This is a genomic window from Pseudomonas sp. GW823-FHT06E10, assembly GCF_058794995.1.
Window position 1 is genome coordinate 50001 of sequence record NZ_JBXAHJ010000003.1, and the last position, 15360, is coordinate 65360.

13 protein-coding genes are annotated in these 15360 nt (G+C 59.7%); 6 read left to right on the forward strand and 7 right to left on the reverse strand.

Annotated elements, in window-relative coordinates:
* Positions 1 to 221: 221 nt before the first annotated feature.
* Complete coding sequence (locus AC1Q6Y_RS05825) at positions 222 to 923, forward strand: EthD domain-containing protein (protein WP_492624162.1); 702 nt, start codon at positions 222 to 224, stop codon at positions 921 to 923.
* 50 nt (positions 924 to 973) lie between these two features.
* Here the strand turns inward: AC1Q6Y_RS05825 and AC1Q6Y_RS05830 are convergent, their stop codons facing one another.
* The 6 genes from AC1Q6Y_RS05830 to AC1Q6Y_RS05855 form a co-directional block, all read right to left on the reverse strand.
* Positions 974 to 1972, reverse strand: coding sequence for a 3-hydroxybutyryl-CoA dehydrogenase (locus AC1Q6Y_RS05830; RefSeq protein WP_492624163.1), 999 nt, complete (start codon positions 1970 to 1972; stop codon positions 974 to 976).
* Positions 1972 to 3078 carry an NAD/NADP octopine/nopaline dehydrogenase family protein gene (locus AC1Q6Y_RS05835; RefSeq protein WP_492624164.1) on the reverse strand — a complete coding sequence of 369 codons (1107 nt, stop codon included), beginning with the start codon at positions 3076 to 3078 and terminating at the stop codon, positions 1972 to 1974. The genes AC1Q6Y_RS05830 and AC1Q6Y_RS05835 overlap by 1 nt, the downstream gene beginning before the upstream one ends.
* A 96-nt stretch (positions 3079 to 3174) precedes the next feature.
* Positions 3175 to 4149, reverse strand: coding sequence for an AraC-like ligand-binding domain-containing protein (locus AC1Q6Y_RS05840; RefSeq protein WP_349736905.1), 975 nt, complete (start codon positions 4147 to 4149; stop codon positions 3175 to 3177).
* 85 nt (positions 4150 to 4234) lie between these two features.
* Positions 4235 to 5590, reverse strand: coding sequence for a spinster family MFS transporter (locus AC1Q6Y_RS05845; RefSeq protein WP_492624165.1), 1356 nt, complete (start codon positions 5588 to 5590; stop codon positions 4235 to 4237).
* 148 nt (positions 5591 to 5738) lie between these two features.
* Complete coding sequence (locus AC1Q6Y_RS05850) at positions 5739 to 6989, reverse strand: OprD family outer membrane porin (RefSeq protein ID WP_492624166.1); 1251 nt, start codon at positions 6987 to 6989, stop codon at positions 5739 to 5741.
* Positions 6990 to 7657: 668 nt separating this feature from the next.
* Positions 7658 to 8353: a winged helix-turn-helix transcriptional regulator gene (locus AC1Q6Y_RS05855; RefSeq protein ID WP_090456076.1), complete on the reverse strand. Its 696-nt coding sequence runs from the start codon at positions 8351 to 8353 to the stop codon at positions 7658 to 7660.
* Positions 8354 to 8456: 103 nt separating this feature from the next.
* Here AC1Q6Y_RS05855 and AC1Q6Y_RS05860 point away from each other — a divergent pair, with 103 nt between their 5' ends.
* From AC1Q6Y_RS05860 to AC1Q6Y_RS05880, 5 genes are all read left to right on the forward strand, one after another.
* Entirely contained in the window at positions 8457 to 9398 is a 942-nt protein-coding gene (locus AC1Q6Y_RS05860) for a carbon-nitrogen hydrolase family protein (protein ID WP_492624167.1), read from the forward strand.
* Positions 9399 to 9469: 71 nt separating this feature from the next.
* Positions 9470 to 9904, forward strand: coding sequence for a GFA family protein (locus AC1Q6Y_RS05865; RefSeq protein ID WP_492624168.1), 435 nt, complete (start codon positions 9470 to 9472; stop codon positions 9902 to 9904).
* A gap of 261 nt (positions 9905 to 10165) precedes the next feature.
* Positions 10166 to 11578 carry an NAD(P)/FAD-dependent oxidoreductase gene (locus tag AC1Q6Y_RS05870; RefSeq protein WP_407516432.1) on the forward strand — a complete coding sequence of 471 codons (1413 nt, stop codon included), beginning with the start codon at positions 10166 to 10168 and terminating at the stop codon, positions 11576 to 11578.
* Between the two features lie 16 nt (positions 11579 to 11594).
* Complete coding sequence (locus AC1Q6Y_RS05875) at positions 11595 to 12554, forward strand: alpha/beta fold hydrolase (protein WP_218497583.1); 960 nt, start codon at positions 11595 to 11597, stop codon at positions 12552 to 12554.
* A 24-nt stretch (positions 12555 to 12578) separates the two neighbouring features.
* Entirely contained in the window at positions 12579 to 14006 is a 1428-nt protein-coding gene (locus AC1Q6Y_RS05880) for a GGDEF domain-containing protein (protein ID WP_090456086.1), read from the forward strand.
* A 245-nt stretch (positions 14007 to 14251) separates the two neighbouring features.
* On the opposite strand, the gene AC1Q6Y_RS05885 is transcribed toward AC1Q6Y_RS05880, so the two are convergent.
* On the reverse strand, positions 14252 to 15154 hold the full coding sequence (locus AC1Q6Y_RS05885; RefSeq protein ID WP_090456087.1) for a universal stress protein: 903 nt from the start codon (positions 15152 to 15154) through the stop codon (positions 14252 to 14254).
* Positions 15155 to 15360 lie beyond the last annotated feature (206 nt).

Consider the following 15360-nt stretch of genomic DNA (forward strand, 5'->3'; position numbering starts at 1 on the left):
GCGCAAGAGAGCTTAGCTGCTGTTCTGCGGACCTGCCCGGCGCCGAGCCCGAACCAGAAGCGTCAGCCGTTGCCCTCATAGTGTGGGTCAATAGTCTGTTTGAGGTATTACCCAACGCTGACCTTGATTGACTATGACGCCAGGGATTTTCGGTCATCCGGATGGACCAGGCAGCACGACCGTCGCTCCATCCATCAACCGCAACGAGGAGCTTGATAGCTATGGAAAAAGTCATCTATCTGCTGTGGCGTGATACCCAAGTCAGTCCTGATACCTTCGCCCATCGCCTGCGCAGTGAGGTCGCCGGGCAATTGCAGGCACTCGGCGCCCGTGGTGTGCAATTGAACCTGGCCGATGCCGATGTGCAACCCGCCGCCGGCCTGCGCCAGGAAAACAACCGACCATTGCCCGATGGCAGCCTGTCGCTGTGGCTGGACAGTGCCAACGGGCCGGCTCGTCGCCCTTTCGATAACCTGATCAGCGCGGCAACGGCGCGCATGGCCGCCTACCTGGTCTGCGAGTCGGTCGCCATCGCCAATACCCGCTTCCCTGCAACACCCGGTGAGCGTACCCACGGGTTTGCCCAACTGGCCCTGCTGACCCGCCCTCCACGCCTGACTCCCGAGGCCTGGCTGGACATCTGGCGCAACCATCACACGACGGTGGCCGTGGACACCCAAGCCAACTTCCAGTACGTGCAAAACCTGGTGGTGTCGGCACTGACCCACGGCGCGCCACGGATCGATGCCATCGTCGAAGAATGTTTTCCGCCAGCGGCCATGACCGATCCCATGGCCTTTTTCGATGCGGCGGGCGACGAAGTGAAATTCCAGCGCAACCTGGCGGCGATGATGGACAGTTGCAGCCGCTTCATCGATTTCGACAAGATCGACGTGCTGCCCACCAGCCAGTACTGCCTGTAGGACCGGAAAATCGTCAAGCGTGTCAGGGCCCGGCATCCGGGCCCTGATGCTCAAGCCTGCCTCAGGGCTCCATCGAATGCGGGCGTCAGCCCCGACAACTCCAGCTTGCGGACAAAGTCGCCCAGACGCTGCTGCTTGTAGGCGTCCACGTCCATGTCACGGTAGTCGTAGAAACCCTGGCCATCGCGCAAGCCATTGCGGCCGTTTTGCATGTTGTCGGCGATCACTTGTGGTGACTCGAAACGCGGTGACAGCGCTCCACTCAGGTAACGCGAGGCGTAGTACAAAATGTCGCCGCCGCCCCAGTCGATGAACTCAAGCAGGCCCAGCACCGAGAAGCGCAAACCAAAGCCGACGCGTACCGCCGTGTCGATATCTTCTGCGCTGGCCACGCCCTCTTCCACCATCCGTGCCGCTTCGTTCATCACCAATGCCTGAATGCGCGGCACGATGTAGCCAGCCACCGGGTTGCACACCACGGGCACCTTGCCGATGCGCTTGAGCAGTTGCAGCAGCCGTTCGACCACCTGCGGGCAGGTCGCTTCGCTGCGGCTGACTTCCACCAGCGGCATCAGGTACGCGGGATTGAGCCAGTGCGCGTTCACGAAGCGCGCAGGCGTACTGACCATTTCGCTCAGTTCGGTGACCAGGAAGGTCGAGGTGGTCGACGCGATGATGGTCGACACCGGCACATGCTCGCTGACCCAGGCGAAGGTCTCCTGCTTGACCGCGATGACTTCCGGCACCGCCTCGAACACCAGGTCGCACCTGCGCAATGCCTCTACGGCCTGGGATCTGGATTGCAGTGTCAACCGGGCTATCGCGATGTCGGCCTGTTCCAGCCGGAGCATGCCGAGGCGTACCAGCATCTGCAGTTCACTGCGGATGTTGTTGCGCACACGTTCGAAGTAGCCGTGCCGCTCATCCTCGGCGCGATCCTTGATATCGATGAGGGTGACCGGCAGGCCCGCATGGATGAACGCCAGGGCAATGCCCTCGCCCATCCGGCCGGCGCCGACCACGCTGACTTGGGGCAGCGCGGCGCTCATCAGTTGTAGCCTCTGGTCAGCAGTTCGGTCATCTGCGCCCGACTCAGCGTGGCCAGACCGAGGTTTTCCAGGGTGCGGCCTTCGGCGTAGAGATCCCGTGCAGCGACGACCGAGGCAATGCTCAGCAGGCCCTGCGCGACCGGCGTCGACACACCGGCCCAGCGGCCGACGGACACCAGGAAGGACAGGCCCAGGCGGGTGTCTTCGAGCATGTAGCGATGTTTCTGCAGGTCGATGTCCTCGCGCCAGTCACCGCTGTCGGTCAACTTGCCATGGGCACCGCGACCGTACATCCACTCATCACCTTCGGTGGTGTTGTAGTGGTCGGCGAGAGGAAAGTGCGGCGCGCCGTAGGTCAGTGCTTCGCGCACGGCCATGCGTTCGGCATCAAGCTGGTTGGTCACGCGACGAATCGACGGTTGGGTGCCTTCGTTGTGAATGTCCCAGGCCTCGAAATGCTCCAGCGGCCCCGCGTTCATCATGATCAGCGGCGGATGGATGATGGGGCCTGCGTTCATCAACGCACCGCTCAGGGCGTCTTCAATCGGTTCGACGCTCGGGTAGGCTTCACGCAGCACCGCAAAAGCATGCTCGGACAGGTTGCTGGGGAATACACCGGTCGGCAGGCGGGTGGCGTAGCCGCTGATCACCAGGTCGCTGGCGCCATGCTTGCGTACCAGGTACGGCAGCGTACCGGTTTCAGCGAAGGCGACCTTGCTCCGGTTGCCCGCATCGGCCATGGCCTTGGCAAACACGAAACTGCCAAAGGTGCCCGGCGGCAGGAACACCACCTGACCGTCGTGCAGGTGCGGCGCAACATGTTTGGCCAGGGCTTCGTGGGAGGTCGACGGCAGCGGGATGATCACCAGTTGCGCGTCGCCCAGGGCTTCGGCCAGGTCGTCGGTGAACGACAACTTGTCGCCCTTCTGGCCGACTGACAACTGGCGAGTGCCCCGGTAGTCCTTGATGGTCAGCCTGCCGATGGCCAGCAGCTCTTTGAGCGCTGTGGAATCTCGACGCCACAGGCGGGTCTGGTGCCCCTTTTCAGCCATTTCGACAGCAGCGGCGTAACAGCCGTGACCACCACCCAGCACGGTAATATTCATGCAGATACTCCTTTTTGTCAGAGACTCGATCCTATCGAGCCGCACCGCCACAGACTCCTCCGATTGCGCAGCCGAATGACCGATTGCGCAGGTGTCTCAATGCTTCCGCCGCCGCAGGGTGTCCGACGGCAGGCAACCATAGCGTTGCCGATAAGCGCTGGAGAAATGCCCGAAGCTGTTGATGCCATGACGCAACAGGATATCGGTGACGGTTTCGCCGGCCCTGCCCTGCTTGAGCGACTCGTGGATGACCGCCAGGCGACGGTCGCGGATGTACTCGACCGGCGCCTGCCGGAGGAACTGGTTGAAGCCGTTCTGCAAGGTGCGCACCGAAACACCACACAGTTCGCTCAGGGTCGTCAGGCTGATCGGTTCGTCGAGGTGTTCCTCGATGTAGTCACGGGCCTTTTTCACGTGGTGCGGCAGCGGCGCGCGCGAATCGATCATCAGATCCGCGGAGTAGTTATGCGGCAGCTGTGTGAGCAGCAACTGCATCAGGTATTCGGACAGGCCGCTGGCGAGGCGCGAACCGTCAACGCCGCTGCCGTAGAGCCGGCAGATGTAGTCCAGGGTGTGATAGAGGCTGACGACGCCGGCGCCCAGGTGGTCGACGCTGACATCAAAGATCACCGACTGGCGCAGGCTGCGGCCGAGCAGGCGTTGCAGCTGCGTCTCCAGGGCATCACGGTCGACACGCAGGATCAGGTTGCGGCACTCGCCATCGGTGACGATGCGGCTTTGCGCGAACGGCGAGGAAACGCTCAGGTAGCCCGACTGCATCGCCGCGCTGCGCCGCCCGTGGGCCACCTCGCAATGCCCCTGCAAGGTGATGCGAAACAGATACTGATCGGCAATGTCGCCGATGGTGATCTCCACCGGCGCGCCATAACGCAGATCGAGCAGCGCCGAATCGCCGAAGAATACGCCGTTGAGCCGGGTGTAGATCGGCTCGTCACGCAGCACATTGAAACTGTGGGGGCACAGGTATTGGCTGACCTTGTCCTTGATCTCGCGGTAATCGGCCGAACTGAGCAGGCTGTGCCGTTCCAGCAGGTGTACGTCATTCAACATCAAGGGTTCTCCTGACGTGGAGCGTCTCGGCCCCGCTCCCTTTGACAGGAGCGAGGCCGGGGCGCCGATCGTGGACTATGACCAATCAAGCCCGGGTCGGATACTCCCGGGCATAACTTTCGCGAAAACGACGGCAACCACGCCAGAGCAGCAGCACGGTCAACGCCGATGCACCGGCGATCACCAGCGACATCGACGACCCTACCGCCGCGGGCGATCCGAAATAGCGGTCGGTCAACAGCGCCACCAGCGTGGTGCCCAGGCCCAACCCCAGCAGATTGCTGATCAGCAGGAACACGGCCGAGACCTGTGCGCGCACCTGGTTCGGTGCGAGGATCTGCATCGCCGCCGTGGACGCCGGCATCGGGAACGAGGCGAAGAACATCGCTGGCACCAACAGGGTCACCGACAGCCACAGTTGATCGACTTGAGAGAACAGCACGGCCGGCACCGCCATGCCGAGGGCACCGATGACGCCAGTGCGCATGGCAGCGTCCTGATGACCTTTCTTGGCCAGATAATCGGTGAGCCATCCACCGAACAGCACCCCGCCTGTGTTGGCCACCAACAGCACGGTGCCAAGCATGTAGCCCGCCTCCATCGGCGACAGGCCGAACTTGCGGATGTACAGCGCCGGGCTCCAGCTCATCAAGCAGAACAGGGCCATGGCGTAAAATGAAAAGCCCAGGTAATGACAGGTGAAGGTGGCGCGGTGGCGGCCAAGGAAACGCAAGCCATCGCTCATCCCGACCTTCTTGGCCCGACCCTGCGCATCCACCTGCAGGCCTTTGCGCGCCGGATCGCGCACGGTGAGCCAGATCAACAGGCCGACCACGATTCCGGGCAGGCCGACAATGAAGAACGCCAGCTGCCAGGCCTTCATCGCACCGAGAAAGGCGACCTCGATGGTGTTCATGTCCTTGAGCATCGCGATCACATAGCCGCCCACCAGGAAGGCCAGGCCACCACCGACGAACGAGCCGATCGAGTAGATGCCCACCGCGCGGCCGAGTTTCTCCTTGGGGAACATGTCGCTGAACATCGAGTAGGCCGAGGGCGACAGGGCTGCCTCGCCGACACCGACACCAATGCGGGCGAGGAACATGTGCAGGAAGTTCTTGCTCAGGCCGCAGGCTGCAGTCGCCAGGCTCCAGAACACGACGCCGACGGCGATGATCTTCGGTCGGGAGAAGCGGTCGGCCAGATAGGCGATGGGCATGCCCATGAACGCGTAGAACAACGAAAAGGCCAGCCCGTGCAGCAAACTGAACTGGGTGTCGCTGATCTGCAGGTCGGCCTTGATCGGCTCGATCATCAGCGCCAGGATCTGCCGATCCACGAATGAAAAGATGTAGGCGATCATGCACAGGCCGACCACATACCACTCGTAAATGTAGGTTTTCTTCTTCTGCAGGACCGCGTTATCGACCTGGATATTCACTAGTGTTTGCTCCTCTTGGAATCCGCTCATGCGCGCAGCGATGCGCAGAACAACGACTGGAAAGTTGCGGGGCAGATGCAAAGGACAAAGGGTTCGAACATGGTCAGGCCTCTTATTGTTATGGGGGCAAATCCCGGGTGGACCGGGCTTACCAGAACTTCCAGGTGTAGGTCGTGGCGACACGGAATTCGTTGTAGTCGTAGCCGTACTTCTGTTTCACGTCGATGTTGCGCAGGTCCAGCCCCAGGCCTTGCAGCGCCCCGCTCTGGACCACGTAGCTGAGCCCCAGAAAGCGTTCGCTTTCCTGGTTGTCGCTCAGGTTGTTGCCACGGTCCCAGTTGGTACCCTTGATATAGCGGGTGTAGAGCTTCAGCCCCGGCACGCCCATTCCGGCAAAGTCATAGCTGTAGCGCGCCCCCCAGGACTTTTCATCCGGGCGGACAAACCCCAGGGACGACCAGTGCACCAGGTAAGGTTGCGGGATAAAACCGTTCATCGTTGGAAACACGCTGTCACCGAGCATGCGCTGGTAACTGAGGCCAAACATGTGGGCGCCTTTGAGCAAGGTGAACAAGGCGCCGTAGGAACGGTTGTCGATCTCACCGCTCAAGGCATTGCCATCTTCATTGTTATTGAAGTAGCGCAAGTCGGTTTTAAGTTTGTAGCCACTACCCAGGTCAGCCATATGCATCAGGCCGAAATAGTGTTGCTGATAAATGTCGTGCAACACGCCGTAGAAATAACTGGCTTGCAGGTTCTTGGTAATGTCGTAAGTTGCGCCGCCGAAGTCCAGGCCGTCACTGTCGAGATTATCGGTGGAGCCAAACTTGTATAGCTTCTCGTGGTTGGAAGATTCCCGTGTCACGGCGGACCAGAAACGGCCACCGGTCATCATCAACCCATCGACTTCCCTGGACTCGACCACGGCGCCTTGATAGATCGTATCCAGTTGCCGACTGGGGTCATCGGACGCCACCGGCAGTTGTGGACGAAGGTCACCGACCTTCAACTCGGTCTTGCTGTAGCGCATCTTGAAAGTTGCACCGGCGCGACTGTAGTCATCGGCCGTCTGCTGGTCGCGGACGCTGTACGGCAGCGAACCGTCGTTGCCCGACGAGTCCAGGCGCACCGCGTACTGCGCATCCACATCAAGGCCGATTGCCAGGGCCGTGTCGGTGTAACCGGAGGTAAACTGTGCATCGAAACCCTGGGACCAACTATGCACTTCAGAAACCGGCGCATTGGTATTGGTGTAGTTACGGTGCAAGTAGAAGTTTCGCGTATCCACTTTCAAGTGACTGTCATCAACAACATCGGCATAGGCTGTCAATGGCGAACAGATAATTCCCAACACGCCGGCAATACCGAGCCCACGGCAAAATTGCTTTACCTGATACATCTAACTTCTCCACATCTGTATGTGCTGGGCACTGTATTTATAGGAGCAGATTCGAACTAAAACTAAAAATGCCGGCAGCCGAACACCGAGCCCTCTTGAGCAGCAAGGCGGATTGCATCAGGGATATAAAGAACGATGGGTTCGAGCATTGTCAGACCTATTGTTGTTATGGGGTAAAGCGCCAGGCGGGCTCAGTGGAACAGCCAGCCAAGACGACACGCCTCTTGTCTACCCAAGGTAAGTGAGTAGGCGCCGCGCCGATATCGAGATGAACAGCATCCGTTGAGGGGAAAACTTCAACCCGGCTAAAGGTTTCCCTTAGTCGACTCAAAAGCGCAGGGCACACGGTGGGAGATGGCAAGCCTGAATTGCATAAGCCTTCCTTAAGCGAGGTCTTGTTGTTGGATGGGCCCTAAGCTAGCGATTGCCCTGCCTGCCAACCTCCCCGATTGCGCAGGCGATTCTCCAATTGCGCAGCCTGATGCAGACTGCCTCAGGACTGCAGCCTGGGAGCCCCCCAGCAGCAACAGTACTTCGCCGCGCCATTCGGCGAACTGGAAGCCCATCCCCTGGCGCCGGGCCATCCGGCGAACTGGAAGCCCATCCCCTGGCGCCGGGCCATCCGGAGGCGGACAAGCTGCTGATGCTCTATCGCAATCTCGAGATGGCTATTGCAAAGGCTGGATTGCAGCGCTCCGGGTACCGGCGAATGCACTCGTGCCAAGCCAGCGCCACAGGTTTTCCGCATCCTGCACAGCGCCGTCCACACGCAGCTCTCGCGACTGAAGAACCTCCCTTGGTGTGCGGTCGCCAGTCCACACCTCGGTCAACGCACGCACGCTGGAGTCCACGACGAGTGTGAGTTCGCGTCCGGGGTCGTCGCGGCACAGATCTGCCACACCATGTTCGACTACGAGCCACCACTCTTGCTCGCCGGACCGCGCGTCGCGGAACCTGAAGTGAATGACCACCGCCCGGGACGGGAACATCTCGATGCGCGCGAACCGGCGCACGTCCCACATGAGCAGGCCCGCGTCGAGTTCGTTATCGCGAAGGCGACTACCTATCCAACGCGCGCCCCAATGCCCTAGCGCCATGATGATGGGGCGCAGTTCCTCGCCTGCCTCGGTCAGGCTGTACTCCCAGACTTTGCCCGTGGCCGTGCGATGTACGACACCGATATCTTCCAGGTGGCGCAGCCGCTGTGCCAGCAAGCTGGTGGACATCCGTGGTACGCCGCGGTGCAGTTCATTGAAGCGTTTACTGCCGCACAGCAGCTCGCGCACGACCAAAGGCGTCCAGCGCTCGCACAGCGCTTCAGCACCGCGCGCGACCGTACAGAACTGACCGTAGCTTTCATCCATCGCCCGTACTCCGCACATACAACGCTTCAGATTCTGAACTAGCCTCGCGACTTCGCCACGTGCACGCTGAAACCTGCGAAAGCCACCGTATCAGGAGAACGCCATGACCAAGATAGCCATCATTCAGCGGCCGCCAGTGCTGCTCGATCGCAGCGCGACAATCGCCCGAGCCGTGCAATCGGTCGCTGAGGCTGCGGCGGCTGAAGCCTCGTTGATTGTTTTACCCGAATCGTTCATTCCAGGTTACCCGTCGTGGATCTGGCGGCTGGCGGCGGGAAAAGACGGGGCTTTAATGGGCCAGTTACACACGCGTCTGCTGGCCAACGCCGTTGATATCGCGAACGGTGACCTGAACGAATTGTGCGAGGCCGCCAGCACTCATGCCGTGACAATCGTATGCGGCATAAATGAATGCGAGCGGCGTAATGGAGGCGGCACGCTCTACAACAGCGTAGTCGTTATCGGTACGAACGGCGAAGTGCTCAACCGGCATCGCAAGCTGATGCCAACGAACCCCGAGCGCATGGTCCATGGTTTCGGTGATGCGTCAGGGTTGCGTACGGTCGATACACCCGTCGGCCGCATTGGTGCGCTCATCTGCTGGGAAAACTACATGCCCCTGGCGCGCTATTCATTGTATGCCCAGGGAGTGGAAATCTATGTCGCCCCCACGTACGACACCGGCGAAGGCTGGATCAGCACGATGCGTCACATTGCACTGGAAGGTCGATGCTGGGTGATCGGCAGTGGCACCTCGTTGCGCGGCAGTGACATTCCCGATGACTTTCCGGCTCGCATGCAACTGTTTCCCGATCCGCAAGAGTGGATCAACGATGGCGACTCGGTGGTGGTCAACCCTCAAGGCCGGATCACAGCCGGTCCATTACACCGTGAGGCAGGCATTCTGTATGCGGACATCGACACCTCACTCGTGGCGCCAGCGCGACGGACGCTCGACGTCACCGGGCACTATGCGCGCCCTGACATTTTCGAACTGCAGGTGCGACGCACGCCGGCGACAGCGGTGCGCTTCATCGACGAGTGACGCTAACCAACGCTCAGGCAATCCATCCCAACTTCGACGGTATGTGTAATAACTGATGAAGGAGTCATTCCATGAGCATTCAAAGGTCTTACAAAGGCAGTTGTTTTTGCGGCGCAGTCGAGTTCACCGTCAGCGGTGAGCCGACCGCAATGGGCTATTGCCATTGCGAGTCGTGTCGACATTGGTCAGCAGCGCCGGTCAATGCCTTCACGCTGTGGAAACCCGAGGCGGTGCAAGTAACTCGGGGGGCTGACAACATTGGCACTTACAACAAGACACCGCAGAGTTATCGCAAATGGTGCAAGAGTTGCGGCGGACACCTCTTCACCGAACACCCAGGGATGGGGCTCATCGACGTGTATGCCGCTGTCATCCCGGATCTCGCGTATTCGCCAGGGGTTCACGTGCACTATCAGGAGGCCAGGCTGCGCATCAAAGACGGGTTGCCCAAGCTGAAGGATGTCCCCAGCGAATCAGGGGGATCGGGCGTCAGCATGGACGAATAGCGCCAGCACGGTAGCGTGCGGCGATCCGACCTTGCCTGATTACGCCAGTTGCCATCTGTTCGGCAATGTCATGACCACCGGTTAACTGAAATCCAGGCCGCGTAGTTTTTCTTCGCGCATGCCGGCTTGAGTATGGACATTCAGGCTGCAGCCATTAATTCCATTGGTTATGTGGGTGAGGAGCATTCGTTCTATTGCGCGCGGCATGGGTGGCTAATCTACGGAGGTTGAGGGGGGCAACCGTCAGGAAGGTGCAACCATATGGACGCAAATCCGATCGAAACCGACTATCTGATCATCGGGGCTGGCGCGACGGCCATGGCCTTCGTCGATACGCTACTCAAGGAAACGAATGCACGTATCGTGATGGTGGATCGGCACGGTCGACCTGGCGGGCACTGGAATGATGCCTACCCCTTTGTCCGATTGCACCAGCCCTCGGCCTTCTATGGCGTCAACTCACGGGAACTGGGCAGCGGAACGAAAGACACAACGGCACTGAACGAGGGCTTGTATGAGCTGGCCTCCGGCGCCGAGGTGATGAGCTACTTCGACCAGGTGATGAATCAGCAGTTTCTGCCGTCAGGTCGGGTCCGTTACTTCCCCATGTGCGACTACACCGGCGACCGCATTGACGACCACCGGTTTACCTCGCTGATCAGCGGCGTAAGCCATCAGGTGCGGGTGCACAAAAAGGTGGTGGACGCCACCCATGCCCAGACGGCGGTGCCCTCGACCCACCCGCCCAGATACAAGGTGGAGCCCGGCGTGCAATGCGTGCCACTGAACGACCTGCCGAAGATCCAGCACCCACACACTGGCTACGTTGTGGTGGGATCGGGCAAGACCGGGATCGACGCCTGCCTGTGGTGCCTGCAAAACGGTGTTGCGCCCGAAAAAATCTGCTGGATCATGCCGAACGATCCGTGGTTGATCGACCGGGCCAACTTGCAACCCGGCCTCGACAGCTTCGAACGAACAATCGGTGGCCTCACGGCACAGCTCGAGGCTATCGCAGCCGCGGACTCGATCCCGGACCTGTTCTCCAGGCTTGAGGCGGCGGGCCAGCTCTTGCGCCTGGATACGTCCGTCGAACCCACTGCTTACCGCTGCGCCACCGTCACTCAAGCGGAATTACGCGAGCTTCGACGCATCGACAACATTGTGCGCCTGGGGAGAGTGAGCGTTATCGAGCCAACGCGCATCGTGCTCGAGCAGGGCAGCATCGCCACGAGCCCAAATGCTCTGCACATCGATTGCAGCGCCAGTGCCATCCCGACACTCCCTGAAATGCAGGTGTTCGACGGCGGCAAGATCAACCTGGTGATGGTAAGCAGCTGCCAACCCTTGTTCAGCGCGGCCTTGATCGCTTATGTGGAAAGCCACCTGGACGATCAAGCGCAAATGAACGCGTTTTGCACAATGGTCCCCCCGCCTCACGTCCCCACGGACTGGATCAGAATCTGGGCCGTCTACCTGGGTAACCAGCTACGCTGGGGAGAACATGAAGGTCTGTCCCGCTGGATCAGGCAGTCGCGTTTGTACTTCATGACGGCGGTGGTCAGGGGCTTGCAAGAAACCGACACCGAGAAACTGGCACAGCTGCGTCGGCTCTCTGTCAGCAGGCAACAGGCTCTGACGAATCTGCCGCGTTTGCTGGAGGTCATCGCTTGAATCGCAGGAAGCGCACATGAACGAGCCACACCTCGAACTGCTCGACATCAATGGCATCCGCATGCAGGTCGCCATCCAGGGCTCCGGTCCCTTGGTCTTGCTATGCCACGGATTCCCGGAGCTGGGGTACTCGTGGCGCAACCAGCTTGCTGCGCTGGCGGCCGCCGGCTACAGAGCGGTAGCGCCCGACATGCGCGGCTATGGCGGCACAGATGCGCCGGCCGAACCCGACGCCTACACCACGCTCCACCTGGTAGGCGACATGGTCGAGTTGGTCAACGCACTCGGCGAACAGCAAGCCGTGATCGTCGGCCATGACTGGGGCGCGCAGGTAGCCTGGGGCGCAGCTTTGATGCGACCCGATCTGTTCCGCGCGGTGGTCGGCATGAGCGTTCCCTTCTCGCCACCGACGCGCGTGGAGCTCCTCAGCGCGCTTGCCTCGCGGGGTATCAGCGACTTCTACATCCAGTATTTCCAGACGCCGGGTGTGGCCGAGGCCGAGTTGGAAAGGGACGTCGAGTCGTCGATCCGGCGCATCTACTTCAGTGGCTCGGGTGACGGACCCGATTGGCCGGTGTTCGGCCGGCTGCAGCCGGGCCAGGGCTTCCTCGGCGCGATGGTCGAGCCCGAAACCCTGCCAGTCTGGCTAAGCCTTGAGGACATTGCCTATTACACCCGCGAATTCACCCGCAGCGGATTTCGCGGCGGCTTGAACTGGTACCGCAACATGACGCGCTCATGGGCACTTCTGGCACCTTGGCGCGGTTGCATTATCCGGCAGCCGTCGATGTTCATTGCCGGGAGCCGCGACGGCGTGCTGAAGTTTCCGAGTTCCCCGCGGCAGATCGAAGCCTTCGCGCAGACACTGCCGGGACTGCGCGGGTGTCATATCCTCGAAGGTGCCGGCCACTGGATACAGCAAGAGCGCGCGACAGAGGTCAATGAGCTGCTGTTGGGCTTCCTGAAAGAACTCTGAATTGATTTAAAACTGGAGGGAACCATGAACAATCTCATCGCCACCGACGAGTCACCTGAAGCCGTTCGCCTCATGGTCAGGGTTTACGCCTACTTGCTGCTCGCAGGATTTGCGTTTGTTCCGGCCTATCTGATTGGGTACTTGTACTTTTTTCAGGACCCCACGCTTATATTCGAGAATCACCTGTTCCATATAGTTGCGATCACGACAGCCACCCTGGCCGGCTCGTTTGTTACGTACGTAACGTGGCGCTGCTATCAGTCATCGGGAGATCCGCTGCTGCGATGGATGACGCTTGGTTTTCTCGGCTTTGTACTGATCTATGCGTTGCATGGTGCGTTCACCGGGCAAGCACACCACAATATCTGGCTCTTCCTGCTTTATGGACCGGCCTCTCGCCTGGTCATGTCGATTCTGCTGTTAGTCGGACTGCTGTCGTACCACCGCCCACCTGTTGCCGCGGACCAACGAATGAAGGCCCGCCCGTGGTTGACCTGGATAGGACTGTTCCTGCTGGTTGACGTGGCAGTGGCGTACGTCGCGAATTCGCCGATCGCCAGCAATCTCGCGGTGCGCCTATCGATGGAAGGTGGTGCCCTCGTTCTTTCCACATTGACCGTGACAATACTCCTGCTGCGCCGTATCCGTTCGCCGCTGATGACCATTTTTATCATCTCGGTCACCGCGTTCGCGCTGTCATCTCTTGCCTTCATCCTTGCACGTCCCTGGAACCATATGTGGTGGCTCGCTCACGCGATCTTCGCCGGTGGATTCTTCATGTTGAGCTATGGGGTAGTGCAAGCGTTCCTCACCACGCGGTCGTTTTCGAAGATTTACAGCCAAGAGGAGTTGATGGTGCGTCTTGCCGAAGCGATGGCGTATGCCGAGAGCGCCCTGCAGGAACTCCAGCGCACCAATCAAGAACTCGGGCACCTTGCGGCGACCGATCCACTGACCGGCGCTGATAATCGTCGTCGGTTCATGGAGCGGGTCGAAGTCGAAATTGGCCGGACCAAACGCGGCGGTGCGCCGTTCTCCGTGTTGGCACTCGATCTGGATAATTTCAAGTCCATCAACGATCGCTTCGGGCATCAGGTTGGCGATGACATCCTGAAGAGTTTCGTGGAGAAATGCCTCGATTCGATCCGCCCGTATGACGGTGTAGCCCGAGTGGGTGGGGAGGAATTCATGATACTGCTACCTCAGACTTCACTTGAAGGCGCGCACGAAATCGCTGAGCGTCTGCGAAGCACCGTTGCAAATAGTTCTTTTCATGGCCAGCAGCGGTCAACCGTGGTCACAGTGAGCATCGGCGTATCGCAATCCGGTCGCGACGGCGACACCATCGAGGCAATTCTGCGTACAGCCGATCAACGCCTGTATCACGCTAAACACGAAGGCCGTAACCGTGTGGTCACTACTTTCAAAACCAGCCTCCAACCTATGCCTTGACCATCGTCTCGAAGTCGCTGAAAGCGTCGGCACCGATACCCCGTGTCAGTGTTTCGGACTGTGCGACAGATTTCGAAAAAAAGTCGCAAGCCCCACTTCGCTTCGGGGCTTGCGACTCATTTGGCATTGTCATGCGCTTTGCCCGAGCCTTTCCCATGGTCACTGGCTGCAATAAACCAAGCTCCGTCATAACCATGCGTCAGTGGGAATAATCCAGTCACCTACGCCTTGCGGTGTCTTCTCGATCACTGATCCGCAGAACCCGTAACGGCGAAAATGTTGCAGGGCACTTGATACAGAACATGCTCCGTCGTACTGCCCACCCATTTGCCCAGTCCCTTGCGATGCGCATTTCCCATGACGATCACATCGGCCCGGTGATGCGCTGCAAAGTCGGCCAGCGCTTTGCCAGGGGGGCCTGCAACGAAGTGTTGCCGCTCAGTGGGTACGCCATAGTGGTCGGCCAATGCGATAAATGTCTTTTGCAGTGACTTGCGTACATCGCTGCTGAAGCCTGGCATCGTCACTGCACCAGCGCCTGCGTCGGATATATGTGTCAGCGATAGATCGTAGGCATACAGCAGATGCAACTCCGCATTGCATTGCATCGACAACCCGTTCGCCGCCTGGATGATGCGGTCGTTGATGCCAGTGATCTGAGTCTCGGGTTGTGACGGATCGACTGCCGCCACTACCACCCGTGGAAGTGGACACCTGAGTTCGCTGACCAGATGCACAGCCACCGGACATTCGCGCAACAAGTGCCAATCCAGAGGCGTAATGAAAACGCGTTTGAGCGCTGACTCGTGTTGCACGTCCTTGATAACCAGATCCGGTTGCATTTCTGCCACATGTCGAAGTATTTCTTGCAGCGCGGTGCGCGTAACAAGCACTTCGGTGCTCACTGCAACTCCGCGTCCGCGGATTAGACCGGCCTCATCCTTCAGCCACTTTTCGTTTTCTTGCTGACAGGCCTCACGAAAACGCGCACCGGCGCTCATCAAACCCAAGAGGTTGGAGTCTTCGATAAACACCGTGATATGCAGCGCTGCGCCAGTGGCTTCGGCAATGGCGACAGCTCGCTCCAACGCCGGGGTGTGACGCATGACTGGACCGGCTATCAGAAAGAGTCGTTGATATTGGCTCATGTAACACCTCCAAATGCTTCGGGATATCTAGCCCCCCCCAGCGTTGTCGCCTGTCACACCACCGACGATTTACTATCGCCTCAACTATCTGGAACTATCAATATACGCCTGGATGCCATCTATCCCCTACTTGGCCGAGTCAACTTTTTCAACAGAATCGACCGAAAGGCCCACTGTCAGCGCGTTGTATTTGAGTCGCCCCGATT

What these genes read in the sequence shown, in the direction of transcription:
- AC1Q6Y_RS05835 (WP_492624164.1), bottom strand. Translation starts at nt 3,078, where the DNA reads ATGAATATTACCGTGCTGGGTGGTGGTCACGGCTGTTACGCCGCTGCT.
- AC1Q6Y_RS05830 (WP_492624163.1), bottom strand. Translation starts at nt 1,972, where the DNA reads ATGAGCGCCGCGCTGCCCCAAGTCAGCGTGGTCGGCGCCGGCCGGATG.
- AC1Q6Y_RS05855 (WP_090456076.1), bottom strand. Translation starts at nt 8,353, where the DNA reads ATGGATGAAAGCTACGGTCAGTTCTGTACGGTCGCGCGCGGTGCTGAA.
- AC1Q6Y_RS05880 (WP_090456086.1), top strand. Translation starts at nt 12,579, where the DNA reads ATGAACAATCTCATCGCCACCGACGAGTCACCTGAAGCCGTTCGCCTC.
- AC1Q6Y_RS05850 (WP_492624166.1), bottom strand. Translation starts at nt 6,989, where the DNA reads ATGTATCAGGTAAAGCAATTTTGCCGTGGGCTCGGTATTGCCGGCGTG.
- AC1Q6Y_RS05825 (WP_492624162.1), top strand. Translation starts at nt 222, where the DNA reads ATGGAAAAAGTCATCTATCTGCTGTGGCGTGATACCCAAGTCAGTCCT.
- AC1Q6Y_RS05860 (WP_492624167.1), top strand. Translation starts at nt 8,457, where the DNA reads ATGACCAAGATAGCCATCATTCAGCGGCCGCCAGTGCTGCTCGATCGC.
- AC1Q6Y_RS05840 (WP_349736905.1), bottom strand. Translation starts at nt 4,149, where the DNA reads ATGTTGAATGACGTACACCTGCTGGAACGGCACAGCCTGCTCAGTTCG.
- AC1Q6Y_RS05865 (WP_492624168.1), top strand. Translation starts at nt 9,470, where the DNA reads ATGAGCATTCAAAGGTCTTACAAAGGCAGTTGTTTTTGCGGCGCAGTC.
- AC1Q6Y_RS05885 (WP_090456087.1), bottom strand. Translation starts at nt 15,154, where the DNA reads ATGAGCCAATATCAACGACTCTTTCTGATAGCCGGTCCAGTCATGCGT.
- AC1Q6Y_RS05870 (WP_407516432.1), top strand. Translation starts at nt 10,166, where the DNA reads ATGGACGCAAATCCGATCGAAACCGACTATCTGATCATCGGGGCTGGC.
- AC1Q6Y_RS05875 (WP_218497583.1), top strand. Translation starts at nt 11,595, where the DNA reads ATGAACGAGCCACACCTCGAACTGCTCGACATCAATGGCATCCGCATG.